Source organism: Thermosipho sp. 1074 (genome assembly GCF_001999655.1).
GTDB classification, from domain to species: Bacteria; Thermotogota; Thermotogae; order Thermotogales; family Fervidobacteriaceae; genus Thermosipho; species Thermosipho affectus.
In genome coordinates, this window is the sequence record NZ_LBEX01000015.1 from 99272 (window position 1) to 125347 (window position 26076).

Sequence of the window (26076 nt, forward strand, 5' to 3'; positions counted from 1 at the left end):
GAAATTCCCCTCATTTTTGATTTTAAACTTTAAAACCTTCCACACTTTTTTTAAGTTTTTGTACAATTTCTGAAATATCATTGGCTTTATCTTTTGCAGAAATGATTTCTTCACCTTGTTCATTGATTGTTTGATTAATTTCTATCATATTTTGTGTTATTTCATCTATTAGCTTTGATATCTCTTTAATATTACTTGCCATTTCTTCAGCGGATGCACTTTGTTCTTGAGATACCGCAGCGAGGTCTTCTGACTTTCTTGAAGTATTTTCTACGTTTTTTCTTATAACGATAAATTTTTCGTTCATCTTTTTCATCTTTTCAATTATTTCATTTATAGATGCTACCATTTTGCGGCTTGAATCAGCTGTTTCTTTTGATTCTTCCTTAATATTTCCAAGTTTTATGGAAATTTCCTGTGTGGATTTTTTAGCTTCTTCGGCAAGATTTCTAATTTCATCGGCAACTACTGCAAATCCCTTTCCAGCTTCACCTGCTCTTGCCGCTTCAATTGCCGCATTAAGTGCTAAAAGGTTTGTTTGTTCTGCTATTCCGCTTATAACTCCCAATATATCACTTACCGCATTTGCAGATTTTTCGAGAATTTCAGATTTTTCTAGCATTTCATTTGATTCAAAGCTAACTACTTCTATATCTTTGTTTATTTCGTCAATGATTTCCATTCCATTTTTTGCTTCATCTAGGATTTCGTTCATGTTGTAGGATAATTCTGTTGCAGTTTCAGCAACAGATACAGCGGAATTTGCAACTTCCTGAACATCAGAGTCTATTTGACCTACACTTTCTTCAATTTCTTGAAGGTTGTTTGTGAATATATCTGTTACTTTCATGATATTTTCTGATTTAACTCCTACATTATTGAGAAATTCTTTTAGATTATTTACGGAAGAGGATACTTCTTTTGTATTTTTAATAATTGATGTTGCTATGTTCTTAACAATTTCAATAAAAGCATTGAAGCTTTTGGCAATTTTTCCCAATTCATCATTTGTAACAACTGGTATCTGTTTTGTAAGATCAGCTTCTCCTGATTCAAGTTGTTTAAGCGTTTTAAGGAGATGTTTTAGAGGTTTGTAAATGGTGTTTAAATAGATGAAAATGAAGAGTGCAACAATGGAAAAGCCTAATATAGTTAACCAAATTTGTATCTGTTTCATCCAAGAAACTTTTCGTTCGGCAAATTTTTGAAACAGAGAAACTGCGGTGTTCATTTCAGAAAGAAGTTTTTCGTTGTTGTCTATTATGTATTTAATTGCATCTTTATCTTTTCCGTTACTGTTTATAACTTTTTGAATTGCGTTTTTGAATGGTAAGAAAAGTTTTTCTACAACAATTAATTGGTTTTTGATTTCGTTGGTTCCTGCAGGTGGGATTTCTACGGGATTTTTCATGGCAAGATCTGTATATGTTTTTCCTCCATCTTTTAATGCGTATAAAGTTGTTTCGAAAAGTTTCATAGTCTTTGAGAGTTTTTCTTTGTAACTCATGTCACCGTGCGAGATTATTAAAGATTCTTTGGATATTTTTTGTGTTAACATTCTTTGCCTTCCTGCCAAATTAACAATTAAAGAGTCAAATTTTTGAGAATTTGTTATTACATGAGTACTTATAAAGATTGTAACGATTAGAAATGCCAAAATAATCATTGGAACTATTAGCTTTAGTATTATATGTTGCCTCATATAATCCCTCCTTTTAATTATTCTGAATATATTTTAACATATTTTTTGCGTGAATTTAACGTATGATTCAAACAAATTTGACGTGAATTTATACACGTAAACATGTTTTATTATTTTTTATTTAAAAATCACTTTTAAAGGTTTTCCAAAAATAGGATTTTTATTCCATATATTGGAAAGAACTCTATGAGAAACTTTATTTATGTTAATTCCGTCAACAATGTCTGTAGCATCCCAAATCCATACTTTTCCGTTTTTGTCAATTTTATCAAGTATTGCAACGTGATCCATGATGCTATCACCATTTACATCGAAAAAGATTAAATCTCCCTGTTTGGCGCTGCTTGCATCTTCTAATATGACGTTGTATTTAAACAAGGCATCTGCGCTAACGTCATATACAAGTTTTCCCTGATAGACAAAGTGTTTGACACCAAGTTGATTATAAAGATAAACAATTAATCCAGAACAATCAAATCCATTTTTAGGATTTTGCCCACCCCAATGATATGGTATTCCTTCTAATGAAGGTAAAGTTTTAAACCATTTTTCTTTGTCGGCATTTGTAATTGGAACTTGATGGAAATTTTGTGGTATGTGATTTGCTAGAAATATTCCAAAAATTAAGCCTAACACTAATCCAAGCACAAAGTAATTTTCCATTATTTTTCACTATCTCCTTATTGTTATTTGATTTTTTCTTCTATTGGAAGGCTACCATTTTTATTTTACCATTTACACATATGTGGTGGAGAAACTAAAATTGAAAAAACTAAACATCAAAAAAATCGAATTCCTATAGATAGGATACAAACATAACGTTGTAAGTGCTTTTTTGATAAGAAAATACACTTTTAATTAAGTAAACGTTTATTTCATTATCGGAAGTTTTCTAAAGAAATATAAATTTGCTATTTTTCTTTTTGGAGTGATAAATAGCTTTTCATCTAAAATAGTTAAAGTGTTTGAATTTTAAGGGAATTAGAAGTATAACATGTATATAACATATAACGAATAACAAAAAACCTGGGCGTATGTTATATTACCCAGGTTATTTCTTACGTTATGCACTTAAAATTTACTTAATGAAAACTTTATGGGTGTAGGATTTGCTAAGTTGTCTGAAACAGGGCATCTTTGCTCGACTTTTTTTAACCATTCATTTAATGTTTCTTCTGAAGCGTTTGTTTCAAGGGAAAGAGAAACATTAATTTGGGTAAATCCCGTTCTATCTTCTGAAGGTTTTCCTAAAAATTTATTTGGATTTAAATCTCCTTCGATATCTATTTTTATTTTTTTTAATTCAAAGCCCATTTCTTTTGCAACCAAATGACCTACAACATTTAAACAGCCTGCAAAAGCTGCTAGAAGATACTCAACGGGATTTGGACCTTCATCTTTTCCCCCAAGGTTTTCAGGTTCATCAATTGTCATTTTAAAATTCCTTGCAGTTACTAGTGTTTTGGTAAAATTTTCACTTTCTGCTGAAACTCCAAATTTTACAAATGCCATATTATCACCTCCTGTATTGATTATAATACTTATCTATAGTGAAGAAATGAATGAATAGTAATTTTTTTGTTGCAGTTAATAAATATATATATTGAATTGTTGTTAAAAAAATCACAAGCAGTAGTAACAATATAATTTTTATCCAGATTAATCGAAAAACTTTTTAGTTATACTAAAAATATTTTTTAAATTATCCCCAAAAATATCTTCCAAGACATCTATGTAAGAAATTTTTTGCAAACTTTTATCGGATTCAGCAAGGTTTTTAAGGTTATAGAAGATTTTGTTATCAAGTTTACCATTATCAACTTCCTTTTTTAAAATCAAAAGTGCTTTTTTGTATGGTAAAGCCTCTCTATATGGTCTAGGTTCAACCAATGCAGAATAATAATCTGCTATAGCTATTATCCGGTTGTAGACATTTAAATATTCATCGGTTAATCCAAAAGGATAGCCTGAGCCGTCCAATCTTTCATGGTGAGCCCCACATAATATGGCTAAATTTTCAAAATTGGAATTATTTAGCATATTAATGGTATCAATGATGTGTTTTTTCATGATTAGTTGCTCTATTTCTGACAAAGGACCAGGCTTGTGCAAGATTTTAAGGGGGGTTTTTAATTTACCAAGATCATGTAAATAACCACCCATTTTTAAAATCATACCGTCTGCTTTTCCCAAAATGTATTCACCTAATTTTTGAGAAACTTTTGAAACAAAGAAGACATGATCTTTTGTTGTTGGGCTTCTTATTTCTTGGAGTAATGCTATTATTTTGGTAAAATTTATGCTTTCTCTTAACGATAGATTTACTGAAAAATCTTTAAATGTTTCAAAATGCAGTTTATTATCTATTAATTTGTCAATTATCTTGTAATTTTTAAGTATATTTATGGAAACTTTCTTGATGTTTTCAGGCATTTTTATCTTTTCAATTTTTTGCCATAGACTAGGAATAACTTCAGCGTAATCTTCAAAGTTTTTAATTTTGAAAAAGTACCAAGAAATAATATCAGATAATTTAATAATACTACCTATAAATCTTTCTTTAGTTTTATCAGAAAATTCGCTGTGATGATATTTTACTGCTTCAACTGCGTCTTTTTCAAGAAATGTAATGTTTTTAATTAGGTAATATGAAATTTTTGGATGTGTATCTATGTTTTCTAAATGTTCTATTTTTGTGAGATCTCCATAATTTAACGAATTTATTAATTTTAATAATTCGTTTAGTGTGATAAATCCTATGTCATGAAAAAGACCAACGATGAAAACATCATCATAATTTGGTATTCCAAGTTCCTTTGCAAGAAGATAAGAAAACTTTGCAACATGTATTGAGTGTAAAACAAAATCTCTATATTCGTTATAACCTATTTCTTTAAAAAGAAGAATAAAGTTTTTTAACGTAAATCTCATTTGCCATCCTCCTAAATAATATTATAACATGTAATGAGAATCATTTCTAATGTAATTAAAAGACTTTCCCATTGTATTTTTTTAATGTATAATTGACAAAAAGGGGGGGATTACATGAAGAGGATAATTTTTGGTGTGGTTGCATTAATCTTTGGGTATTTTGTTTTTGTTTTTTTGGTAAGTGGATATGCTAAATGGTTTTTTAGTGGAATGTATAAAATAGAATTTGCAAATATAGAGCAAAAAATGGATAAAGATGGGGTATTTCACGTACATGAAATAATAACCTTTGAGATGAAAGAACCATTTAGGGGAGTGTATAGAGAAGTACCTCAGAGTAGGGCGGTAAATATAGAAAATGTAAAGCTTTGGATTGAAAATTTTGAAGGTGAATGGGTAGAATTTTTAGAAAAAAATTCAAAAGGATTTAAAGCAAGGGTTTGGATTTCAAAAGCACCTATTTCACCTGAGAAAATGAAACGTGTAGTTTTGCATGTCAAATACGATGCAAAATATGTGTACGAAAAAGGAAAAGATGTTTCTCAAGTATTTAGGAAATTTTGGGGAGAAGATTGGAATTCACCTGTAGAAAATTTAGTAGCACGATTTATCTTTCCGAAAAATGTAAGACTCTTAAAAGTTTATTCACATCCCAAATTAAATGTACAAAAAAAAGGAAATGAATATATATTTAGTGCCAAAAATATCCCTCCTAATACGTTTTTAGAAGCCCGATTTTTGATGGAGAAAATTCCCGTTAAATACCAGTATGAAAATCCTATGTTAACTTTAAAGTCGGCGGAAGAAATTGAAAATGATTTTACAAAAAAATATGTATTTTCGATATTTTTACCGCCTATAACTTTTGCAGTGGTGGTTGTTTTGTTATTTTTGGTATTTAATTTTTTTGGAAAAGAAAAGAAAGTGTCGTATCAAGGTGTATATGAAAGGGAAATACCGTATCCAGATACACCCGATATAGTAAATGCAATAGTTATCAATCAACTAGGAAAAATAGATGAAAATGGAATTAACGCAGTTATCATGGATTTATACAGAAAAGGATTTTTAAATCTTGATAAGAAAGGATATATTGAAGTTTTGGAAAAAGAAGGTAATTTAAACTCAACAGAGGGGTATTTTTATCAATTTTTGAAAAAATATTCCAGAGATGGAATATTTTCATTTTCTGATTTAAAAAAAGCTCTATCAAGAGACAAAAAACTTGCAAAAGAATTTTTGGACGATTTTAAGGTATATAAAACACTTGTTTTGGATGAAGCAAGGTCGAGAAATTACCTTTCGGTGAAGGGAACATATATTTCATACGTAATAGGGATCACTTCCGTTATAGCTTCTTTTCTTTACTTTCTTGTGTTTTTTAAGCAAAACTTTCTCTATCAATTTATTTTTTCAGGGTTGTTGTTTTTAGCAGGTGGTATTACCTTTATATTGCCTAGAGATGTTTTTGGAAGTTGGTCTAAAGAAGGTAGGGAATATTATCTAAAGTGGATCAATTTTATGAAATTTTTGGAAGATTATTCAGCACTTTCCATGTATCCGCCAGAATCAGTTATTTTGTGGGAAGATTATTTAGTTTATGCAACAGCACTTGGTATAGCAGACAAAGTAGAAAAACATTTGAAAAAAGTAGCACCAAAGGAATTTGAAGAAAGTCGGTTATACTATTATCCGTATATGGGCTTTGGTAGACAATTTGTGGTTATGTCTACAGTTGCAACGAGTGCCGTTTCAGCATCTTCGTCTAATACGTTTAGTGGTGGAGCAGGAGGTGTAGGTGGTGGCTCCGGTGGCGGAGGCGGCGGAGCATTTTAAAAAATGGAGGTGGAGATTTTGATTTGGGTAATTTTGATTGTTGCATTTATTGTTGTGTTATACAACGATTTAGTTAAATTGAAAAAGTTAGTGGAAAATGCCTGGAGTCAAATCGATGTACAATTAAAAAGGAGACACGATTTGATACCAAATCTTGTCAATTCTGTAAAGGGGTATATGAAATTTGAACAGGAGACGTTGGAAAAAGTTATGAAAGCTAGAGCCGCTGCTATTTCTAGCAAAGATATGAATGAAAAGATAAAAAGTGAGAATGAAATTACAGGTCTTCTATCAAGACTTTTTGCACTTGTGGAAAATTATCCCGAGTTAAAGGCAAATGAAAATGTAAAGCAATTAATGGAGGAACTAAAAAAAACAGAGGATAAAATAGCATATGCAAGGCAATTTTACAACGATATAGTTATGAAATACAACACAAGAATCTCAGTCTTTCCAACAAATATAGTTGCAAAGATGTTTAATTTTAAAGAGGCATCATTTTTTAAGATTGAAGAAGTGGAAAGGGAAGTTCCAAATGTAGATATTTAAAAAAAGAGTGTGGGGGGTGTCCTTTTGAAAACGGTGGTTGTTTTAGATTATGGTTCACAGTACACACAACTTATTGTCAGAAGAATCAGGGAAAAAGGTTATTATGCAGAACTTTTGCCTTGGGATGCAACAGAAGAAGAAATAAAATCTTTGAATCCTTTTTCTGTTATACTTTCCGGTGGACCATCGAGTGTATATGAAAAAGATGCACCTTATGTTCCAGATTTCATTTTAAATTTGAAAGTGCCCATATTGGGGATTTGTTATGGCCTTCAGGCATTAGTTTACAAGTTTGGAGGAAAGGTGGAAAAATCAGAAAAAAGGGAATTTGGGCATGCAGTTTTAAAGGTGAAAAAAGATCCTTTATTTGAAGAATTACCCGAAAAGTTTGATGTTTGGATGAGTCACTCAGATAGAGTTGAAAAACTTCCAGAAGGTTTCTACGTCATTGGTGAAAGTGAAAATTCACCTTTTGCCGCTGTGAGAAACAAAGAGGGAACTATTTATGGGGTGCAATTTCACCCGGAAGTGACACATACGCAATTTGGAAGTAAGATTTTGGAAAATTTTGTCTCAAAAATAGCAAAGATGCCTAAAAATTGGCAGATGAGTGACTTTGTAAAAGATAAGATAAGAGAAATAAGACAAATTGTGGGAAATGATAAAGTTATACTTGGTTTGTCTGGTGGAGTAGATTCGTCTGTAGTTGCAATGCTTTTGCATAAAGCAATTGGGAAAAATTCCATTCCAATTTTTGTTGATACGGGACTTTTGAGGTTAAATGAAAGAGAAGAGGTGGAAGAAAAATTTAAAAATTTAGGAATAGAGATATTCGTTGTAGATGCAAAAGAAAGGTTTTTGAGTGCTTTGGAAGGAATGGAAGATCCTGAAGAAAAAAGAAAGATAATTGGTCATACTTTCATAGATATTTTTTATGAAACTTCTATGAATTTACTTAAAGAGCATGGAAATATTAAATATTTGGCACAAGGGACGTTATACCCCGATATTATTGAAAGTAAAGTAAGCGAAAGAAAATCTGCGGCAAAGATAAAGACACATCACAATGTAGGGGGGCTCCCTGAGAAATTACCTTTTAAAATAATAGAACCTTTGAGGTATCTTTTCAAAGACGAAGTAAGAAAATTGGGAAAGATATTGGGTTTACCAGATGATATGATTAATAGACATCCATTCCCTGGACCAGGACTTGCCGTAAGAATAGTAGGAAAAATCACAAAAAGAGCTGTTGAAATACTACAACAAGCAGATTACATATTTATAGAAGAATTGAAGAAAAATGGTTTGTATGAGAAAGTTTGGCAGGCATTTGCCGTATTTCTTCCCATAAAATCTGTAGGGGTTATGGGAGATTATAGAACGTATGAAAATGTAATAGCATTAAGGGCGGTAAATAGTTTTGATGGTATGACTGCAGATTGGTCAAAACTACCACATGAATTTTTAAATAAAGTTGCAAAAAGAATAATAAATGAGGTTGAAGGAGTAAATAGAGTAGTTTACGATATTACCTCAAAACCACCTGCAACTATAGAATGGGAGTAGTATAACACCCCGCTTGGGTGTTATACTATTTCAAGTATGAATTTACCAGATTTTTCAATAGTGGACTTTACTTTAAATTTAATTGGAAATTTAAAGATAGGTCCATCATATACAAAGGTGTGGTATTCTCCATTTTCACCACATACATCTATTCCCATTTTTTCAAATTCTTCTATTAAATCTAATGACAAGTCTCTACCTAGAAAATTTTTGAGTTCTTTTTTGATGGATATTATTTTTGCTTTGAATCCAAGCAAGAGAAACTCTTTAACTATGTCTTTTCTTTTACGTTGCCAAAGGGGTTCAAATACTTTTACGTTTTTCTTTGAACATACGTTTTTTACCCAATCTAAGTGTGCTTGTAAATCAATATCTCCAAATATTCCAATACCACTGTATGCGTATTCTTCTAGGAATTTAAGAAAGTTTTTTTCATAGTTTTCCCAGCTACTACTTTTAGTTATAAGTGGTAGCCCCAAGCTTTTTGCTTGTTGTTCCAATATGTGTTTTGGTAGGCCGTGGGCCCTTGAATGAATCTTATCTTCTGATAACATTGTAAATAGATAATCAATCGTTGTAAATTTTTTAAGACCGTAGTACAAGGCAAGTGTGGAATCTTTTCCTCCACTCCATGAACAAAATACTTTTCCCATTTTATTGATCGCTTCCTTTTGAAACATTTGCAGATTCGAATGTAGCCATTTCCCTTATCATTTTTATCGCAGCTTCGATCAGGTACATAGAAAGTACCGCACCTGTACCTTCTCCAAGACGCATATCTAAATCCAAAATAGGTCTTTCGTTTATTGAATCTAGTATTACTTTATGTCCTTTTACTTTGGACTTATGACCAAAGAGGACGTAATCTTTTACCTTTTTATCTATATGATATGCTATGAGAAATCCCGCTGTAGTGGGAAAACCATCTATAACTACTGGTATTTTTTCTTCAACTGCTTGGAGTATAAATCCTGCCATTTCTCCTATGCAATAGCTCCCCACTTTTGAAAGGACGTCTATGGAATCTGATGGATTGGGATTGTTTACTTTTATCGCCTTTTCCACAACTTGTTTTTTTCTTTTTAGTTTTTCGTTGTCTATAGGAGTACCTATATCTAGTATTTCATCTAGATTAAATCCAAAAGCAGCTGCAATTGCAGTTGCAGTGGTAGTGTTTCCTATTCCCATATCACCTATAGCCAGTAAGTCTGCACCTTCATTAATTGCATCTTTTGCAATTTTTTGTCCATACTCTACGGATTTTAACGCATCATCTTTTGACATAGCAGGACCTTTTGTGAAATTTTTTGTACCATATCCCACTTTCTTTACTATTAAAGATGGATGTTGATCAAAATCATAGTCAACTCCTGCATCAACAACATAGACTTTTGCCCCCACGTGTTTTGAAAAAACGTTAATTGCCGCTCCTTGGTTTAAGAAGTTAAGGACCATTTGAAATGTTACTTCTTTTGGATATGCCGAAACTTTCTCTTCTACCACCCCATGATCTCCTGCAAATACATAAACCCTTTTGTCGTTAAAAAGTTCTGGAAGTTCTTTTTCTTGGATAAGAGAAATTTTTAATGCTATTTCTTCCAAGTATCCAAGACTTCCTACAGGCTTTGTGAGGTTGTTTAGTCTGTTGATGACTTTCTCCCTAAGTGTCATTTTATCCCCTCCTACAAACAAAAACTTCCACAAAAAGCCCTGAGCTTTTGTGGAATTTATACATCCAAGATAGGTTTCCCGGCTCCCGGATCATCCTACTTTCTACACCTTCCCAGGTTTCCCCCAGTGGTATTTGCAGATTTCGTCCCCGGTTACGGTTGCTGGGCAGCCCCGGATTTTCACCGGTGTTCCCTTTTCTTGGATGTTTTTAGTATAAATTTTCTCTAAAATTATACCACAGTATCTATAATATTTAGGTCTTGATTTAGTAACACAAACTTAGCATCATATCCTATTTTGATCCGTCCTGTGTCTATTTTTAAATTTTTAAGTGTGTTAAAAGAAGATACCCATGAGAGTTCTTTTAGAGAGCAATTGGTGGCCTTTTTGAAATTTTTGAGCCCATCTATGAATTTTAGTGTGCTTCCTGCAAGGGTTCCATCTTCAAGCCTTGCTATATTATCTTTTACCTTTACAAGAAGATTTCCCAGTGTGTAAATGCCATCGCCAAGTCCTGTGGCTGATATACTATCTGTAATAAGGATAATTTTTTTTGCACCTAGTGTTTGGTATACTAATTTTAAAAATTCAGGAGATGAATGTACAAAATCTGCAATTATCTCAACGTACGGTTTGTGTAAAAAAACACCACCTACAATGCCAACTTCTCTGTGATGTAACGTAGATAGGGCATTGGGAAAGTGTGTAATTCTTTTAACATCAAGGTCAAAGAACTCTTTAAAAATCTTGTAATTTGCATTTGAATGTCCAATTGAAGGAACAATATTGTTTTTTCTTAATTTTTCCAGTAGATCCTTTGAATTGGGAAGTTCTGGTGCAAAACTTAAAATTTTTACATTTTTAAGTTGTGGAAGTGCATCGTTAAAAGATTGTATATATGCTTTGTTTTGAGCTCCCGCTTTCTTTTTATTTAAAAAAGGGCCTTCAAAGTGCAATCCCATAAGGGAAGGGTGCGTGGCATTTGAAAAATTTTGTGTTACATTATTTAGTACTTCAAAAGAATGAGAAACGGTAGTGGGAAAAAGATATGTAACACCGTTAGATAGGACCTTATTCCCCCAAATGTTAAAATCTTTATCTGTTGCAGTCATACAATCTATTCCCATATATCCGTGGGTGTGTGTATCCACAAATCCTGGCATTAATAAAAGTTTGGGGGTACAATCGTATTTTTTTACATTTATTATCTTTTTATCAAATTCTATATCTCCTGTAAATTCTCCTTCAATTGGATCAACTATGAGTGCTTTTTCTATTATCATATAATACCTCCTATATTTTCACACTTTTCGATAAATTTTCAGGTCTATCTGGATTTAGCCCTTCTGATATAGCCTTTTTGTAGGCTAGTATTTGTAAGAAAATAACTCTCAACGGAGTTTCAAATCCGCTATTGTATTTAATATCTATATCTCCATCTTTTCCTAAGTATATAACTTTGGTGTATTTTTCCAAATCTTTCTTTAATGTGTGTTCGTATTTTGTGTCTTTTGAATTAATGATCACTAATGTTTTGTCGGTTAATTTGGATATAGGTCCATGTCTATATTCTAAAGGTTCGTGAAATTCTACAAATTGTTTTGCCATTTCTTGTATTTTTAATGCTCCCTCTTTTGAAATACCGTATTCTTCGTCAAATCCTAGAAATACAAAGTGATTGTATTTTTTTAAATCTATTTTTTCAAGATAATCGTTACTTTTCTTGATTATTTTCTTTGCCACGTTTGAGATTTCTCCATTTTTTATCAAAAAGTGTAAAATTGCTGTAAATGCGCCAGTCATTACTATACTTTCCTCGTGAAGAAAATCAAAAGTAAAAGTTTGATCACATACTTTTTCAAGTGAGGAATTTTTTTCGCAAGTTATACCTATTGTAAGTATGCCGTTTTTCTTAAACTTTTCTGCAGAAAGTACTGTTTCTGTTGACTCTCCTGTTCGAGAGATAAATATTCCAATATCGCATTTTGGTGTGTAATCCAACGCGAGAATTTTACCGCCAGTTAGAGTTTCCGAATTAACTTTGAGTATTTTTGAGGCGGTAAAGGCAAGATTATACGACGAACCACAGCCTACAAATACGTATTTTTTGTTGCTTGAAAATTCGATAGAATAATTTTCTATTTTTTTCAAAAGTTCAGGTGTGCGCATTATTTCATTATATGTGTAATTCATCCCTTTAGAGCCCCCTTTGTGATACCAGAGATTATATGTTTTTGAAAAGCTAAAAAGATGATTATAACTGGTATTCCGATTATGGAAGAAGCAGCCATAAGTCTTGGCCAATCTATTTGGTTTAGTTTTTGATACAGCGCAAGACCTACTTGAACGGTTCTCATTTCGCGAGAGTTTGTCATAACTAGTGGATAGAAAAGTGCGTTCCAACTTGAAATAAATGTGTTAATAGCCATTACTGCAATTGCAGGTTTTGATAGGGGAAATACTATTTTGAAGAGTATTTGAAATGTATTTGCTCCATCTACGTATGCAGCTTGTTCAAGTTCAATTGGTAGTTGTTCTATGTATTGTTTTAATAAAAACACGCTAAATGGTGTAACAAGCATAGGTACAGTGAGTGCAAAATATGTATCTATCCATCCAATATTTTTCATGAGTATGAATATGGGGATTATTGTAATTTGTGGTGGTATCATCATTGTCATTAAAATTATTGAAAAAAGTAAATTTTTTCCAAAAAAGTTTCTCCTTGCAAAAGCGTATGCAACCATTGTTGAAAATATAATATTTCCTATTACTACAACTGTTGAGACAATAAGACTATTTAATATGTATCTTGTAAACATATCTTCTTTTAATACATTTACAAAATTCAGTAATGTGGGAAATTTGTAAATGAGTTTTACATCATCAAGGTAATGTTTGTCCGAAAAATGAAAAACTATTTTAGATACGTATTTTAAGTTAATTTCACCAAAGTTAGTTAAAGTATATTTTTTCCAATCTTTACTTCCAGAAAATTCTTTTTTTATACTTTTTCCAAAAGCATCGAATATTTCTAGGGAAAAATTTTCCTTTCCTTTTGCCCAGAATTCTAGTTGTTTTGCAACGCGCATGTCGAGTTTATTTGTTAATAGAACTATTGTTCCATTTGCTAATATTGATTTTGTACTTTGAGGTGAGTCATTAACTAATGTGAATTGACCGTTTAATTTTCTCCTTAAATAACTTTTGTATTTTATCTCAAAATCGTTTATATACCTTTCTTTTATTATCTTTGTAAGGTTGCCACTAGGTATAACTGCAGTGTAGAACATTGATAGCATGGGAAATAAAGAAATAAACAAAAGTACAAACATTGTTGTAAGAAGTATAACTTTTTTCATATGTTTTCACTCCTGAGTAATCTACCTTGTATTAGAGTAATAGTAAGTATTATAAGCACTAAGATATATGCTATTGCAGATGCATACCCCATTTCAAAGTTTCTAAATCCCACTATGTAGAGATAATGTACTATTGTTTGTGTGGCATTCATCGGGCCTCCCCCAGTCATTGTGAATATTTCCGAGAAGATTTGAAAGGAACGTATAGTATTTAACGCTATGACAAAGTATAAAGTGGGCTTTAAAAGTGGGAGCGTTATTTTAAAAAACATTTTGCTTTTACTTGCGCCGTCTATTTCTGCTGCTTCGTATAACTGCTCGGGAATACTTTGAAGACCTGCAAGAAATAGTATGGTATAATATCCAATAGCCGCCCAAATATCCATGATCATTATAGATAAAAGTGCTGTTTTGGTGTGTGCAAGCCAGCTTGTGGGAATGGGAGAACTTCCAAATAATTCAAGCATTTTATTGAAAAAGCCATCAGCACTGTAAAGGTACATCCATGTAGTTGATATAACTACCATGGAAATTACAGATGGAAGGAAAAATCCTGCTTTAAATAAATCTTTTAAAGGTAGAAATTTACTGTTTATTAAAACTGCAAGCAGTAATGAAAATATTGTTGTAAATGGAATTGTACCAACTACAAATATAACGGTATTCTTAAGGGCTTTTAAGAATATTTCATCGTGAAAAGCGCGAATGTAATTTTTTAGACCAACAAAATCAAAATCCGGACTTAAAGCGGAATAATTTGTAAAACTCATGAAGAAAGAGTGTAATATGGGAAATAACCCAAATATTGCAAATAATATTAAAAAAGGAGATAATAAAAAGAACGTTTCAATTTTGTATTTTGCTTTTTTCTTCAATCCAATCACCCCAGAATCCCCTGCCATTGAGGCAGGGGAATTTTTTATTCACCATCTAATATTTTTTGAATCTTTAGGTTATACTCAAAGAGTGTAGAATCAATATCAGCATTTTCTAGTATTATTTTTTCAATTGCCTCTGTTAATACCGCTTGAACTTTTGGCCATGCTGGAATAGAAGGTACAGGTTTTGCGTATGTGTTTTGCTCGTAGAAAACCTTATGCATGGGATGATCGTTAAACCATGGATCTTTTCCCGCTTCAACATGTGATGGGAATATTGCTGGCCAAATCATGGCAACTTCCATGGCAATATCAGGTCTAATTAAAAATTTTACCAATTTTTGTGCGGCTTCTTTATTCTTTGAATGTTTCATTATTGCAAGAACTTCTGCTCCTGCAAAGGATGCATGTGTACCGTACCATGAGGCGGGCTTTGGTATAAATACAACGTTAAAAGGTGTTTCAGGATAATTTGTTTCAAGGTAGTCAATATCCCATGCGCCACTTACGTACATACCAATCTTTCCTTCTCCGAATGCTTTGGCAAGATCTGCTTGTTTCGTCTTAAGAGAATATTTGGAAAGTGCTTTGTAAAATTGTGCTGTTTCTTCTACTTTACACGATGTTAAAAGTGCCCTTTTTCCATCTTCGGAGATTATATCTCCTCCAGTTCCCCATACTGCAGGTAAGAACCATTGTTGCCATGGACTGTAGCTTTCACCTGCTGGCATACCAAATCCGTATATTTCATCACCTAGCGCGTCAATTTTTTTGGCTGCTCTGTATAGGTCTTCCCAAGTTTCAGGTGGAATATCTGGATTTAAACCTGCTTTTTCGAAAAGTTCCATGTTGTAAAAGAGTGCCCTTGTTCCAAGAAGCCAAGGAACTGCCCAGTATTTTCCGTGGTATTTTACCGTATCCCAACCTACGTAGTTTTTTCCATATTGATTGAAGAATAAATCCATGTTTTCAAGTGCATTTCTTTCTGCAAAGTTTGCAACCCAAGTGTTTCCCAATTCTACTACATCTAGTGATTCTCCTCCTGCAATTGCTGTAACTATTTTGTCAAAACCATTTGCCCAAGAAAGTTGTACGTATTCTACTTCAATATCTGGGTTTTCCTCCATGAATTTGTTCAAAATCATCTTTGCATGTTCATCGTTCATCATAAATCCCCAAAATGTAAGCTTGGTTTTTGCAAAACTAAATACAACAATCAAAGCAAAAAAGATGACAAAAAGCTTTTTCATAACAATCCCTCCCCTTTTAAAAGTTTAAGAGCATGGTATATAGAGATTAATTTTGAAGAGTTTAAAGAGATGTATTCATTGATGTTTTTTATTTTATTTCTCAAAAATACGTATATTACCCTTTTTGCGTTTAGCCTTTCTACTTTATCCAATACAAAGTACACTACTGTATCTTCTGATGAAATATTGTTACTTTCTTTGTATATTTTTGTATTTGGAAATTCATCTAAAATTAGCTTTTTTAAATGCTTTAAATCGTTTTTGGATGTGTCTGCAAGACTCAAATTTTTTGGAGATGGTATTAAGAATACGGGATTTTCTATAGGGAGCTTTACGTTAAAAGTTATTGCTTCTTTTGCAGCATGTGATAGAAATTTGGTGGGATAGGTTTTTTCAACGTATTTTTCCTTTATCTTTTCGATCTTTTTGATTTTTTCGTTTAAAAGTTCTTTGTCTAATTCTTCTGTTTTAACCATTGAAATGAATGTATCGTAAAAGTATGAATAATTTTCAAAATCTCCTATTAAAATAACATCTCCTCCTGCTTCAAAAAATTTTTTAATTACTTCTTTTGGTGTATGATTCTTGTACAATGCTTTCATTTCAAATGCGTCTGAAATTACCAATCCTTTGTACTCAAATTCTTTTTTTAAGATATCGGTGATTAATTTTTTTGAAAGAGTTGCTATATTTTCATTGTCTATTTTTGGATAAAGTACGTGCGCAGTCATTATAAAATCTACATTTGAAGAAAGATTTTTAAAGAGCATCATATCCTTGTCATATTTTTCAAAGTTTTCCACTATAGGAAGGGTGTAATGTGAATCTGATTTTGCCTTACCATGGCCAGGGAAGTGTTTTAAGGTAGGTGCTATGTTGTTTTCAAGAAGACCTTTGATAAATTCTTTTGCCGATTTTTCCACAATTTCGTGTTTATCTGAAAACGTCCTAAAACCTGTCACAGGACTTGATACATTATATTTTACATCTAAAACTGGTGCAAATACCATGTTAAACCCATGCAACTTCAACATATTTCCCAGGTATTTTCCATAATTGTATGAGTAATTTGTCTTTCCAAGTGCTATATTTCCTGGAGAGGGAAATATATTTGGTACAGTTTCAAGCTGTCCACCTTCGTGATCAGAAGAGATAAAAAAACTATACCCTTTTTCAAATAGTGAATAAATTCTTTCTATATTTATTTGAAGTGTATAAATATCTTTCATATTTTCAGGATATAAAATTATTCCACATGGATTTGTTTTTTCAATAATGTTTTGGTTAAAATTATTTTGAAAACCAATAAAAAATAAATTGCCAAATTTATCCATTAGGTCACCTTCTTTAAAAAATATTTTATTCCATCATCTGTTGAAAAGATGTTTTTTAGAGTTTTTATTGCAACACCTTCTGCATTTACAAATTTTTTTCCATTTTCAATTAATATATCAAGTTGTCTTTTGTTTTCAAGGTATATTTCTTCTTTAATGAAATTTTTAAGCATTTTTATTTGAGGATGTAAGGTTATGTTTCCACCAATAACGACTAGCTCTGGATCAAAAATACTCGTTAAAAATGCTATTTTTTTTGAAATAAATTTTAAAAAATCCTTAATGTCAATTAAGGTAAACTTTGAAAAAGAAAGCCTTTGATCAATAAGCGTTTTACTTATTTTATATTCACCTGAGAGATGATTTGTTCCATACACAGGTAATCCATTGATAATAATACCTACACCAAATCCAACAGGTTCGTTTATAAAATATGGGATTGATAGTTGAAAATATAGGATGGAGTTTTTTAATAGGGAATATTTTAAAGCACCGCATATGGCGTCTTTTTCCACAAATGTAGGAATTGAAAAGTGCTTGTTGAAATTTAAGTTTTTAATGTTTAATGCTTCAGAATATACCACAGTGTTATTTTTAACAATACCTGGTATTGAAATTCCAATGGCGATTATTCCTTCGTTTTTTAAAACGATTCTATTTATTTCATCTATTATATTTTCGGAGGATATTTTTTTTGATATTTTCTTTTTAAAGATTATTTCTGAAAAAAGATTTGTTTTAATATACTCAATTCCATCTTGCTCAATGGATATGCCAAGTATATATGATAAATCTTTATTAAAAGAATATACTACGGTTTTTCGCCCACCTTGTGAGGATGCAGGTAATTCCTTTGTTTTTACTAGAATATTTAAATTCCTTAGTTTTGCGACGTTTCTCGAAACAGTTGATTTTTCAAGGTTTAATTTTTCAGAAAGTATTTTTGCAGTAACAACTTTTTCTTTCCAAGAAAATTCAATGATTTTTTTCAGCGATTTTGTAACCATACTCCCCTCCTATTAGTTGGTTGTTTCAATCAACTAACTAAATTATATAAAAAATGAAAAATAATTCAAAAGATAAAATGGGCAAAATATATTCAATTAAAAAGGAAAAATGAAAAAAATCTTTTAAAAACAAAGATTTGCAAAAAAATTCCCCTCAAAAGAGGGGAATTTCTTATTACCACCATTTTTGAAGATCGAATGTTAACTTAAGATCATCAGAAACTTCTGGTAAATTCTTTTGAACTTTAGCAGCCTCTACATCTCCGCCGATATATTCGATCGTAAAATTATAAACTCCATCGGTTCCGCTACTTGGAGCAGTTAAACTAAAATGCTCTGGAACATTGCTTAAATAATCTTCGTTTTTTAGTTTTTCTAAAGTTAACCCTGAAATAGCGGTATCATCAGGTGCTTCTGTGTTAAACCAATTTTCAACAGCAGATTTGATAGCTTTGAAATTTTGAGCTACTTGACTTGCCTTTGCAGCTTTTACGGCGTTGAGTGCAAGTGGTGTTGCAACGGATAGTAGTGCAGCTATAACTGCCAGAACTATTAAAAGTTCTACAAGTGTAAATCCTTTTTTCATCTTCATACCTATCCCTCCTAAATTTGATTTTGCTATTTTATTATACCAAACAATTATCATTTCTTCAAGTTTTATTTTGTGTTAATAACAAGTTTTTGTGTTTTTAAAATTTATAATAAAATAAGTATTTATCAATTATTTTATACGCTTTTTGCGCATAAGTGTAATAATATTATTTTGAAAAAATAGTATATTTGTTTAGAATTTTGATTGATTTTTATATTAATTTTAAATGCTAACAAAAATGGAAAAAGGATAAGTTTTGAGGTGGAAATTGTTTTAAATTGGGAATAAATGTGATTTTTGAGGTTTTTATTAAGCTATATAGATGTTAGAATATAACTGGAGTAAAAAGAGTGGGAGGGATGCTTGTGTGGGAAAATGTAAAGAAAGTGGATCCAGAAATATATGATGTTATTTTAAATGAATGGGATAGGCAAGAGTATGGGCTTGAGCTTATTGCTTCTGAGAATTTTACATCACTTGCAGTTATTGAAGCAATGGGTAGTGTGTTAACGAATAAATATGCAGAGGGATATCCAGGTAGAAGATATTATGGTGGTTGTGAGTGGGTAGATGTTGCGGAAAAGCTAGCAAGGGATAGGGCAAAAGAACTTTTTAATGTAAAATATGCAAATGTCCAACCGCATTCTGGATCACAAGCTAATATGGGTGCTTACTTTGCGGTTTCAGAACCTAAAGATACAATTATGGGAATGTCTCTAAGTCATGGAGGACACCTTACCCACGGTGCATCCGTTAATTTTTCAGGTAGAATATACAACGTTGTTTCGTACGGTGTTGATCCAGAAACGGAAGTTATAAATTACGATATGGTAAGAGATTTGGCAATTAAGCATAAGCCAAAAATCATTATAGCAGGTGGGAGTGCGTATTCAAGGATAATAGATTTTAAGAAATTTAGGGAAATTGCAGATGAAATTGGAGCATATTTAATTGTTGATATGGCACACTTTGCAGGGTTGGTTGCAGCGGGACTATACCCAAATCCAGCAGAATATGCACATATAGTTACAAGTACTACTCACAAAACTTTGAGAGGTCCAAGAGGTGGAATGATTTTAACAAATGATAAAGAAATTTATAAAGCGATAAATAAATCTATATTCCCTGGAATTCAAGGCGGACCTTTAATGCATGTTATTGCTGCAAAAGCTGTTTGTTTCAAAGAAGCACTAACAGAAGAGTTTAAAGAGTATCAGAAACAAGTTGTAAAAAATGCAAAGAAATTAGCAGAAGAATTGGAAAAGAGAGGACTTAGAATTGTTTCAGGAGGAACCGATACACACTTAATGTTAGTGGATTTAACCCCACTCAATGTTACTGGAAAAGCTGCGGAAATTGCACTTGGAAAATGTCATATAACCGTGAATAAAAACACTATTCCAAATGAAACAAGATCCCCATTTGTAGCAAGTGGTATAAGACTTGGAACACCTGCTTTAACTACCAGGGGAATGAAGGAAGCGGAAATGGAGGAAATAGCAGAACTAATAGTTACCGTTTTGAAAAATGTAAAAGATGAAGAAGGAAATGTATCTGATGATATTGTTGAAAAAGTACAAAATAATGTAAAAGATTTGTGTAAAAGGTTCCCATTGTACGAAGGTAAGATAAAATTATAAGGCCCCATCCAAAGGATGGGGTTTTTTAAAGTTCTTTAACTTCTGATATGGGATAATCAATTTCTGAAAGTTTTTCTTTAACCTTTTCAAGGTTATTTGTTTCAATTTCCACGATTTTTTCTTCTAAGTTAATTTTAAAATTTTCTTCACTAATTTCTTCTAAAGCCTTTGAAATCCTCATTACGCAGTGTTCACAAGATATATTTGGTACATTTAAAATGTATTTTCCCATAAAAACACCTCCTTTATTTACAACAAATCAATTCTTAGTTAATGATTTTGAGTATCTTTTTTCGTTGATTTTTGAGGAATTTAATATAACAGTTATAGAACTAAATGCCATTGCAGCTTCTGCTATGGCGGGATGGAGTAACCCCATCATTGCCATTGGTATTGCTATTATATTATAGAAAAACGCCCAGAATAGGTTTTGTTTTATTACACTGAATGTTAACTGTGAAATTTTTATTGCGTCCACTATCTTTGAAATTCCTTCTTTTGTAATTATTATATCTGCGTTATCAATTGCAAGATCCGTACCTGTACCTATTGCTATTCCTACATCTGAACCTTTTAGTGCCGCGGCATCATTCATGCCATCTCCAACCATTAAAACTTTTCCACCTTTTGCTTGGTATTTTCTGATTATATCCAATTTTTCTTGTGGTTTAACTTGTGCATAAATTTTATCAATACCCACCTGTTTTGCGACAATCTCAGCTGTTTTTTCGTTATCTCCTGTGACCATGATAGGTGTAATTCCCATGTTTTTCAACATCTTAACTGCGTTGAGAGAATCAGGCCTTATTGGATCAACAATTGCCAGAAATCCATGTGTTTTGTTGTTGACTTTTACTTCGACAACTGTATATCCTTTTTCCAATATTTTTGAATAATTTGAATAATCTTGTGGTTTTCCCACAAAATATTCTGTGTTATTTACAAAGGCTTTGATACCTTTACCGGGTATTTCTTCAATTTTTTCTATTTTGATGTAGTTATTGGTGAGCTCAGATATTGCTTTTGCAAGGGGATGATTTGAGTTTTTTTCAATGGATGCTATTACTTTCAAGGTTTCCTTATCCAAGTTGTGTTCTATAACTTTTGGATGACCTTCAGTTATTGTTCCAGTCTTATCCATTAATACAAATTTTACGTCTTTCATCGTTTGAATAGCTTCTGCATTTCTAATTAAAAGTCCCCTTTTTGCTGAAAGTCCCGTTCCAGTTATCAATGCCATAGGGGTTGCAAGTCCTAATGCACATGGACATGCAATTACCACTGTTGCAACAAATACAAATATTGCAAAAGAAACAGGGTTGTTGGTGTTTAAAATCCATGGAAGATAATTACTTGCTTTTTCGATAAATGGGTGAAATGTTTCAAAACCAAAATACCAGAATATACCACTAAATATGGCAAGGGAGATAATTACCGGTACAAACCAATTTGTTATTCTATCTGCAAGGGCTTGGATGGGAACTTTTGCACCTTGCGCTTCTTTAATGAGATTTATCATTTGAGAAAGAAATGAATCTTCTCCTACTTTTGTAGCTTTTATCTTTATGGGACTTGTAAGGTTTAAAGAACCACCTATGACTTCATCGTTTTCTCCTTTTTTAGCCGGCATAGATTCTCCAGATATCATAGATTCGTCAATACCAGATTTTCCCGAAATTATTACACCGTCAACAGGAATTCTCTCACCTGGTTTTACTAGGATAATCATTTCTTCTTTAACTGCTTCTATTGGAAGCATGAGTTCTTTGCCTTCAATAATTACTCTTGCCTCTTTTGCTTGAAGTTTTATAAGACTTTTTATTTCTTTTGTGGCTTTATCCCTTAAATAGGATTCTATAAATCTTCCAAGTAAGTGAAAGGATATGATCATACTTCCAATGGCTCCAAAAGAACCTATTTCAAGTCCAAAAAGTGAAAGTATAGATGTTAACCATGCAGTGGTAGCACCAAAAAAGATCAAAGTGTCCATGTTGGTATGTTTATGCGTAAGCGCAATCCACGCGCCTTTTATAGTATCTCTGCCAGCATAAAATGTTACTATACCTCCAAAGATAACTTCTATTAACGTGAAATACGAAATTTCCCTGAAAAACATATTTGTTATCATCAATATGGATAGGGGGATAGTGAGTAAAAGTGATATAAATAGGTTTTTCTTTATTTTTTTGTATCTTTTTTCTTCAACTTCTTCTGGTGATTTATCCGTTATTCCATATCCAACACTTTCAACTATTTTTTTAATCTTTTCTATATCTAAATTTTCTCCCACAACAAAAGCCGTGTTTGTTGCAAGGTTTACCGCCGCAAATTTTACATCTTCTGATTTTAGAAGTGCCTTTTCAATTGTACGTGCACAATTTGCACAAGTCATACCCGTTATTGTAAAGGATTTTTTCTCTTCATTTTTCATAGTCTCGCCTCCCGCACCCCACCGTAGGGGGTATACTTATATTATACACTTATTTTTTTTTTGGTCAAATAAAAAGGTGTGCAATACAATTGATAATGGATGGAGTTTGTATCCTAAATAAAATAATAGTGTATTTATTTTGTTAACATATTTGGAGTTTTTAAGATTTACTCGAGTTTGACAAAAAAGTGTGACATACTTTTAATAAGAATGGAAATGAAAGTAAGATTTGTAATAAGTATATTGTAAATGATATAATTTTATACAGGAATAATTTATTTTTGAGGTGATATAATGTCAAAGAAAAGTTCTATTGTTGCAAAGGGAGTAACCTTAATAGGTATTGGTGTGGGGTTTATATTGCTTAAATACTCACCATATTATTTTGTTGCATCAATTATGATTGGAATTGGAGCGGGCTTTCTTATAGGTGCTATTTTAGATAGGGATAATTAATTTTTTAAATAAAAAAATTTTTTTATGTGTATAAATAGTGTAATTTTTCGCAAATAATAATATACACAAGTGTAGTTTGTGTTTTTTGACAAGTGTGTATATAGTACTTTTAGTGAAAAAAGCGGGGTTGGTATAATAAAGTTTGGAGGAAAAACATGTATTTTGTAAGTTCATATGATGTAAATCCAAATGTGATTAAAAAAGAGAAAGGTAAGGTTCTATTACAGTCAAATTATCCATGTGAACATAAAGAATCTTCAAGATTACCTTTATACTTGTACGAATCGAAAAATAAAATAAAGGGTGTGCTTTTATTTATCCATGGGCTTGGAACAAATAATTTAAAGTATTTAAAGTGGTTTCCAAGGAATTTTTCAGAGTTTGGATATAATTCCGCATTAATGGTTTTACCTTATCATTTTGAGAGAACACCTAAAGGGTATAAAAGTGGGCAGTTATTTCTTTCAACAACGGACAATCCAACTCTTAGATCACGTTTTGAACATGCAGTTGTAGATGTATTAACATCTCTAAATTATCTAAAGAAAGTATATGGTAGAGATATATACCTCATGGGATTTAGTTTTGGTGGAATGGTTTCTACAATAGCCGCAAGTTTTGATAGGGACATTAAGGGACTTTCGCTATGTGTAACAGGTGGAAATTTTTATTATATAACTTGGAAAAGTTTCGTAACAAAGGTTTTAAGAGTTCAATACGAGCAAAACAAAGAATGCAATCCGCAAAAATGTGCAGATTATCACGGCAAAGAATTTCTAGAATATATCTCAAATTTAAAAACTCCTGCTATTGAAATAGACTCAGCTCCCATTGCATGTTATGAATATGATCCAATTGTATTTGCGAAATTTGTTACAGCACCGGTTATAATGTTTAAGGCGCTCTTTGATGTGTTTATTCCTAAAAAATCTACTGTTGAACTTTTTAATAGTTTTGGCAGTTTAAAAAAAGAAATACATAGCTTACCAAGTGGACATCTTTCGTCGTATATATTTAGAAAACGCATATTAAAACTTACAATGCGTTTTTTTGAAAATTAAAAAGCCTCTTGATATTCTTTTAAAAGTGATTCTATTAATTCTTTTACAGATGTTATTTTTTCTATTCTATAGGCATTAGCACCGGCAAATGCAAAACCTTCACTTAATATTCCTTTTTTTGCGTTTGTTAAAGCATGTGCAATGCAATACGGTGCTTTTCTAAAGTCGCAGGTTTTAAGACATTTCCACAAGCATTTTATTGGTTTTTTGAATCCATTTGATACTTTTTCAAGAAACTCACTTTTTATAGCTCTACCTGGGAGTCCAACAGGACTATCGATTATTATTAGATCTTCTTTTTTACATTTTATGTAAGCTTCTTTGAATTTTATATCGGCGTCACATTCGTGTGTTGCGACAAATCTTGTAGCCATTTGTACTCCACTTGCTCCCATTTTTATGAATTTATAAATATCTTTTCCCGTGTAAATTCCCCCAGCTGCAATTACCGGTATTTGTTTTCTAAATTTTTGTTCGAAAGGTTTTATTGTAGATATAACTTCTGGAAGAATTTTTTCCAGAGAGTATTTTGGATCATTTATTTGTTCTTTTTTAAAACCAAGATGTCCTCCGGCAAGTGGTCCTTCCACCACTAGTGCGTCTGGTATGTGGTTGTAATGTTTGGACCAGTAGTTGAAAATTGTTTTGGCTGCTCTTGCGGAAGAAACTATAGGTGCAAATTTTGTTTTAATTTTCTCCAAGGATAATTTTGGTAAGTTTAAAGGTAATCCTGCTCCCATGAATACAATATCTATTCCTTCTTGTATAGCGGTTATCAATAATTCATTGAAATCTGAAAGTGCAACCATTATATTTACACCAATTATCCCCTTTGTCATTTTTCTCGCTTTTCTTATTTCCTTTTTTAGTGCTCTTTTATTTGCTTCCTTTTCGTTTGTGTCAAAATCTGCTTCGAACATACCTATCCCGGCAGCTCCAATGACACCAATACCACCTTCGTTTGCCACAGCTGATGCTAGTCCTGATAAGGAAATTCCTACACTCATCCCCCCTTGTATAATTGGGATTTTTGCTTCAAGTTCCCCTATTTTTAGTGTTGGAATTTCATTCATATATATTCCCCCCTTTTTTTAAAGTCAGAATGTTAGAATACTATAACAAAGTTAAAGTAATTAAACTTTACTTTATTCTATCATATTTTTTGGGATACGTAAATGCATATGAAAAAATATGATGGTATAATTTTTAGTGGAGGGATTCTTATGAGAAGATTTTTAAAAAAGATGTTTATAGTATTTTCCAAAATTGTATTGCCGATATTTTTTGATAAAAAATATTTAAGAGGAAGATGGTTTGAAAATTCAGTTAAGGGATGGATTTGGGCTTGGAGAAGTGTTTGGTTTCAAAAAATATTGGGATTTAATAGAAATGTTCCATGGCCAGTTTCTCATCAAATAGTTGTAAATAGAGCCGAGGATATAGTTTTTGATGTTAACGATTTGAATAATTTCCAGAGATTTGGAAATTATTTTCAAGCTGGTTATGGAAAAATAATAATAGGAAAAGGTACATTAATTGCTCCAAATGTAGGTATAATTACGGGAAATCACAATCCATGTAATTTAGAAAAACATTTACCTGGAAAAGATGTGATAATTGGTGAGAAACGTTGGATAGGAATGAATGCTGTTATATTACCAGGAGTTGTACTGGGGCCTAGAACAATTGTTGGAGCAGGAAGTGTTGTAACAAAAAGTTTTCCAGAAGGATATTGTATAATAGCGGGAAATCCTGCAGAAGTTATTAAAAGATTAGATTGTAAAGATTAAAATATGCGTAACAAAGACTT

24 protein-coding genes and 1 riboswitch are annotated in these 26076 nt (G+C 31.9%); of the genes, 7 read left to right on the forward strand and 17 right to left on the reverse strand.

Going from position 1 to position 26076, the window contains the following annotated elements; translation table 11 throughout:
- Window positions 1–22: 22 nt before the first annotated feature.
- From XO08_RS04685 to XO08_RS04700, 4 genes are all read right to left on the reverse strand, one after another.
- Window positions 23–1702 carry a methyl-accepting chemotaxis protein gene (locus XO08_RS04685; protein WP_075665877.1) on the reverse strand — a complete coding sequence of 560 codons (1680 nt, stop codon included), beginning with the start codon at window positions 1700–1702 and terminating at the stop codon, window positions 23–25.
- Between the two features lie 117 nt (window positions 1703–1819).
- Entirely contained in the window at window positions 1820–2365 is a 546-nt protein-coding gene (locus XO08_RS04690; protein ID WP_075665878.1) for a C40 family peptidase, read from the reverse strand.
- A 408-nt stretch (window positions 2366–2773) separates the two neighbouring features.
- Window positions 2774–3214: an OsmC family protein gene (locus XO08_RS04695; RefSeq protein ID WP_075665879.1), complete on the reverse strand. Its 441-nt coding sequence runs from the start codon at window positions 3212–3214 to the stop codon at window positions 2774–2776.
- A gap of 147 nt (window positions 3215–3361) precedes the next feature.
- Window positions 3362–4633, reverse strand: coding sequence for an HD domain-containing phosphohydrolase (locus tag XO08_RS04700; protein WP_075665880.1), 1272 nt, complete (start codon window positions 4631–4633; stop codon window positions 3362–3364).
- A gap of 114 nt (window positions 4634–4747) precedes the next feature.
- Here XO08_RS04700 and XO08_RS04705 point away from each other — a divergent pair, with 114 nt between their 5' ends.
- Genes XO08_RS04705 through guaA form a run of 3 tightly spaced genes read left to right on the forward strand, consistent with a single transcriptional unit; the run spans window position 4748 to window position 8584 of the window.
- On the forward strand, window positions 4748–6469 hold the full coding sequence (locus tag XO08_RS04705) for a DUF2207 domain-containing protein (RefSeq protein ID WP_077198253.1): 1722 nt from the start codon (window positions 4748–4750) through the stop codon (window positions 6467–6469).
- 9 nt (window positions 6470–6478) lie between these two features.
- Entirely contained in the window at window positions 6479–7018 is a 540-nt protein-coding gene (locus XO08_RS04710; RefSeq protein WP_232218228.1) for a LemA family protein, read from the forward strand.
- 24 nt (window positions 7019–7042) lie between these two features.
- Window positions 7043–8584: a glutamine-hydrolyzing GMP synthase gene (gene guaA, locus XO08_RS04715; protein ID WP_077287419.1), complete on the forward strand. Its 1542-nt coding sequence runs from the start codon at window positions 7043–7045 to the stop codon at window positions 8582–8584.
- Window positions 8585–8604: 20 nt separating this feature from the next.
- On the opposite strand, the gene XO08_RS04720 is transcribed toward guaA, so the two are convergent.
- From XO08_RS04720 to XO08_RS04765, 10 genes are all read right to left on the reverse strand, one after another.
- Window positions 8605–9237: a diphthine--ammonia ligase gene (locus tag XO08_RS04720; RefSeq protein ID WP_075665884.1), complete on the reverse strand. Its 633-nt coding sequence runs from the start codon at window positions 9235–9237 to the stop codon at window positions 8605–8607.
- A 1-nt stretch (window position 9238) separates the two neighbouring features.
- Window positions 9239–10255: a nicotinate-nucleotide--dimethylbenzimidazole phosphoribosyltransferase gene (gene cobT / locus XO08_RS04725; RefSeq protein ID WP_075666709.1), complete on the reverse strand. Its 1017-nt coding sequence runs from the start codon at window positions 10253–10255 to the stop codon at window positions 9239–9241.
- Between the two features lie 50 nt (window positions 10256–10305).
- Window positions 10306–10493: riboswitch (cobalamin riboswitch) on the reverse strand.
- Window positions 10486–11538, reverse strand: coding sequence for an N-acetylglucosamine-6-phosphate deacetylase (nagA, locus tag XO08_RS04730; protein WP_075665885.1), 1053 nt, complete (start codon window positions 11536–11538; stop codon window positions 10486–10488). It overlaps the preceding riboswitch by 8 nt.
- A 10-nt stretch (window positions 11539–11548) precedes the next feature.
- A complete protein-coding gene (locus XO08_RS04735; RefSeq protein ID WP_077287421.1) occupies window positions 11549–12448 on the reverse strand; it encodes an SIS domain-containing protein in 900 nt (299 codons plus the stop codon).
- Complete coding sequence (locus XO08_RS04740) at window positions 12445–13617, reverse strand: carbohydrate ABC transporter permease (protein WP_075665887.1); 1173 nt, start codon at window positions 13615–13617, stop codon at window positions 12445–12447. Before XO08_RS04740 ends, XO08_RS04735 begins: the two co-directional genes overlap by 4 nt.
- Window positions 13614–14501 (reverse strand): carbohydrate ABC transporter permease, encoded by an 888-nt coding sequence (locus XO08_RS04745; RefSeq protein WP_077287423.1) that lies wholly within the window; start codon window positions 14499–14501, stop codon window positions 13614–13616. Before XO08_RS04745 ends, XO08_RS04740 begins: the two co-directional genes overlap by 4 nt.
- Window positions 14502–14536: 35 nt before the next feature.
- Window positions 14537–15745, reverse strand: coding sequence for an extracellular solute-binding protein (locus XO08_RS04750; RefSeq protein ID WP_075665888.1), 1209 nt, complete (start codon window positions 15743–15745; stop codon window positions 14537–14539).
- Complete coding sequence (locus tag XO08_RS04755) at window positions 15742–17079, reverse strand: glycoside hydrolase family 3 N-terminal domain-containing protein (protein WP_075665889.1); 1338 nt, start codon at window positions 17077–17079, stop codon at window positions 15742–15744. Before XO08_RS04755 ends, XO08_RS04750 begins: the two co-directional genes overlap by 4 nt.
- Complete coding sequence (locus tag XO08_RS04760) at window positions 17079–18086, reverse strand: ROK family protein (RefSeq protein ID WP_075665890.1); 1008 nt, start codon at window positions 18084–18086, stop codon at window positions 17079–17081. Before XO08_RS04760 ends, XO08_RS04755 begins: the two co-directional genes overlap by 1 nt.
- 175 nt (window positions 18087–18261) lie before the next feature.
- Complete coding sequence (locus XO08_RS04765; protein ID WP_075666711.1) at window positions 18262–18672, reverse strand: type II secretion system protein; 411 nt, start codon at window positions 18670–18672, stop codon at window positions 18262–18264.
- A 371-nt stretch (window positions 18673–19043) separates the two neighbouring features.
- Here XO08_RS04765 and glyA point away from each other — a divergent pair, with 371 nt between their 5' ends.
- Window positions 19044–20318, forward strand: a complete 1275-nt coding sequence (gene glyA / locus XO08_RS04770; protein WP_075665891.1) for a serine hydroxymethyltransferase — start codon at window positions 19044–19046, stop codon at window positions 20316–20318.
- A 25-nt stretch (window positions 20319–20343) separates the two neighbouring features.
- Here glyA and XO08_RS04775 read toward each other — a convergent pair whose 3' ends face one another.
- Together XO08_RS04775 and XO08_RS04780 are read right to left on the reverse strand one after the other, a co-directional pair.
- Window positions 20344–20550 carry a heavy-metal-associated domain-containing protein gene (locus tag XO08_RS04775; protein ID WP_075665892.1) on the reverse strand — a complete coding sequence of 69 codons (207 nt, stop codon included), beginning with the start codon at window positions 20548–20550 and terminating at the stop codon, window positions 20344–20346.
- Between the two features lie 27 nt (window positions 20551–20577).
- Complete coding sequence (locus XO08_RS04780; RefSeq protein WP_075665893.1) at window positions 20578–22749, reverse strand: cation-translocating P-type ATPase; 2172 nt, start codon at window positions 22747–22749, stop codon at window positions 20578–20580.
- 294 nt (window positions 22750–23043) lie between these two features.
- Between XO08_RS04780 and XO08_RS04785 the strand changes: the two genes are divergently transcribed.
- Window positions 23044–23205, forward strand: a complete 162-nt coding sequence (locus tag XO08_RS04785) for a multidrug transporter (RefSeq protein WP_075665894.1) — start codon at window positions 23044–23046, stop codon at window positions 23203–23205.
- 155 nt (window positions 23206–23360) lie between these two features.
- Entirely contained in the window at window positions 23361–24266 is a 906-nt protein-coding gene (locus tag XO08_RS04790; protein WP_075665895.1) for a carboxylesterase, read from the forward strand.
- Here XO08_RS04790 and XO08_RS04795 read toward each other — a convergent pair.
- On the reverse strand, window positions 24263–25339 hold the full coding sequence (locus XO08_RS04795; protein ID WP_075665896.1) for a nitronate monooxygenase family protein: 1077 nt from the start codon (window positions 25337–25339) through the stop codon (window positions 24263–24265). The genes XO08_RS04790 and XO08_RS04795 overlap by 4 nt on opposite strands.
- 150 nt (window positions 25340–25489) lie before the next feature.
- Here XO08_RS04795 and XO08_RS04800 point away from each other — a divergent pair, with 150 nt between their 5' ends.
- Window positions 25490–26056, forward strand: a complete 567-nt coding sequence (locus XO08_RS04800; RefSeq protein WP_075665897.1) for an acyltransferase — start codon at window positions 25490–25492, stop codon at window positions 26054–26056.
- Window positions 26057–26076: the final 20 nt, after the last annotated feature.

Coding starts and splice junctions, on each gene's coding strand:
- XO08_RS04760 (WP_075665890.1), bottom strand. CDS start 18,086: ATGGTTACAAAATCGCTGAAAAAAATCATTGAATTTTCTTGGAAAGAA.
- XO08_RS04690 (WP_075665878.1), bottom strand. CDS start 2,365: ATGGAAAATTACTTTGTGCTTGGATTAGTGTTAGGCTTAATTTTTGGA.
- XO08_RS04785 (WP_075665894.1), top strand. CDS start 23,044: ATGTCAAAGAAAAGTTCTATTGTTGCAAAGGGAGTAACCTTAATAGGT.
- XO08_RS04755 (WP_075665889.1), bottom strand. CDS start 17,079: ATGGATAAATTTGGCAATTTATTTTTTATTGGTTTTCAAAATAATTTT.
- XO08_RS04750 (WP_075665888.1), bottom strand. CDS start 15,745: ATGAAAAAGCTTTTTGTCATCTTTTTTGCTTTGATTGTTGTATTTAGT.
- XO08_RS04795 (WP_075665896.1), bottom strand. CDS start 25,339: ATGAATGAAATTCCAACACTAAAAATAGGGGAACTTGAAGCAAAAATC.
- XO08_RS04775 (WP_075665892.1), bottom strand. CDS start 20,550: ATGGGAAAATACATTTTAAATGTACCAAATATATCTTGTGAACACTGC.
- XO08_RS04740 (WP_075665887.1), bottom strand. CDS start 13,617: ATGAAAAAAGTTATACTTCTTACAACAATGTTTGTACTTTTGTTTATT.
- XO08_RS04765 (WP_075666711.1), bottom strand. CDS start 18,672: ATGAAAAAAGGATTTACACTTGTAGAACTTTTAATAGTTCTGGCAGTT.
- cobT (WP_075666709.1), bottom strand. CDS start 10,255: ATGACACTTAGGGAGAAAGTCATCAACAGACTAAACAACCTCACAAAG.
- nagA (WP_075665885.1), bottom strand. CDS start 11,538: ATGATAATAGAAAAAGCACTCATAGTTGATCCAATTGAAGGAGAATTT.
- XO08_RS04685 (WP_075665877.1), bottom strand. CDS start 1,702: ATGAGGCAACATATAATACTAAAGCTAATAGTTCCAATGATTATTTTG.
- XO08_RS04695 (WP_075665879.1), bottom strand. CDS start 3,214: ATGGCATTTGTAAAATTTGGAGTTTCAGCAGAAAGTGAAAATTTTACC.
- XO08_RS04720 (WP_075665884.1), bottom strand. CDS start 9,237: ATGGGAAAAGTATTTTGTTCATGGAGTGGAGGAAAAGATTCCACACTT.
- XO08_RS04735 (WP_077287421.1), bottom strand. CDS start 12,448: ATGAATTACACATATAATGAAATAATGCGCACACCTGAACTTTTGAAA.
- XO08_RS04705 (WP_077198253.1), top strand. CDS start 4,748: ATGAAGAGGATAATTTTTGGTGTGGTTGCATTAATCTTTGGGTATTTT.
- XO08_RS04700 (WP_075665880.1), bottom strand. CDS start 4,633: ATGAGATTTACGTTAAAAAACTTTATTCTTCTTTTTAAAGAAATAGGT.
- XO08_RS04800 (WP_075665897.1), top strand. CDS start 25,490: ATGAGAAGATTTTTAAAAAAGATGTTTATAGTATTTTCCAAAATTGTA.
- XO08_RS04780 (WP_075665893.1), bottom strand. CDS start 22,749: ATGAAAAATGAAGAGAAAAAATCCTTTACAATAACGGGTATGACTTGT.
- XO08_RS04790 (WP_075665895.1), top strand. CDS start 23,361: ATGTATTTTGTAAGTTCATATGATGTAAATCCAAATGTGATTAAAAAA.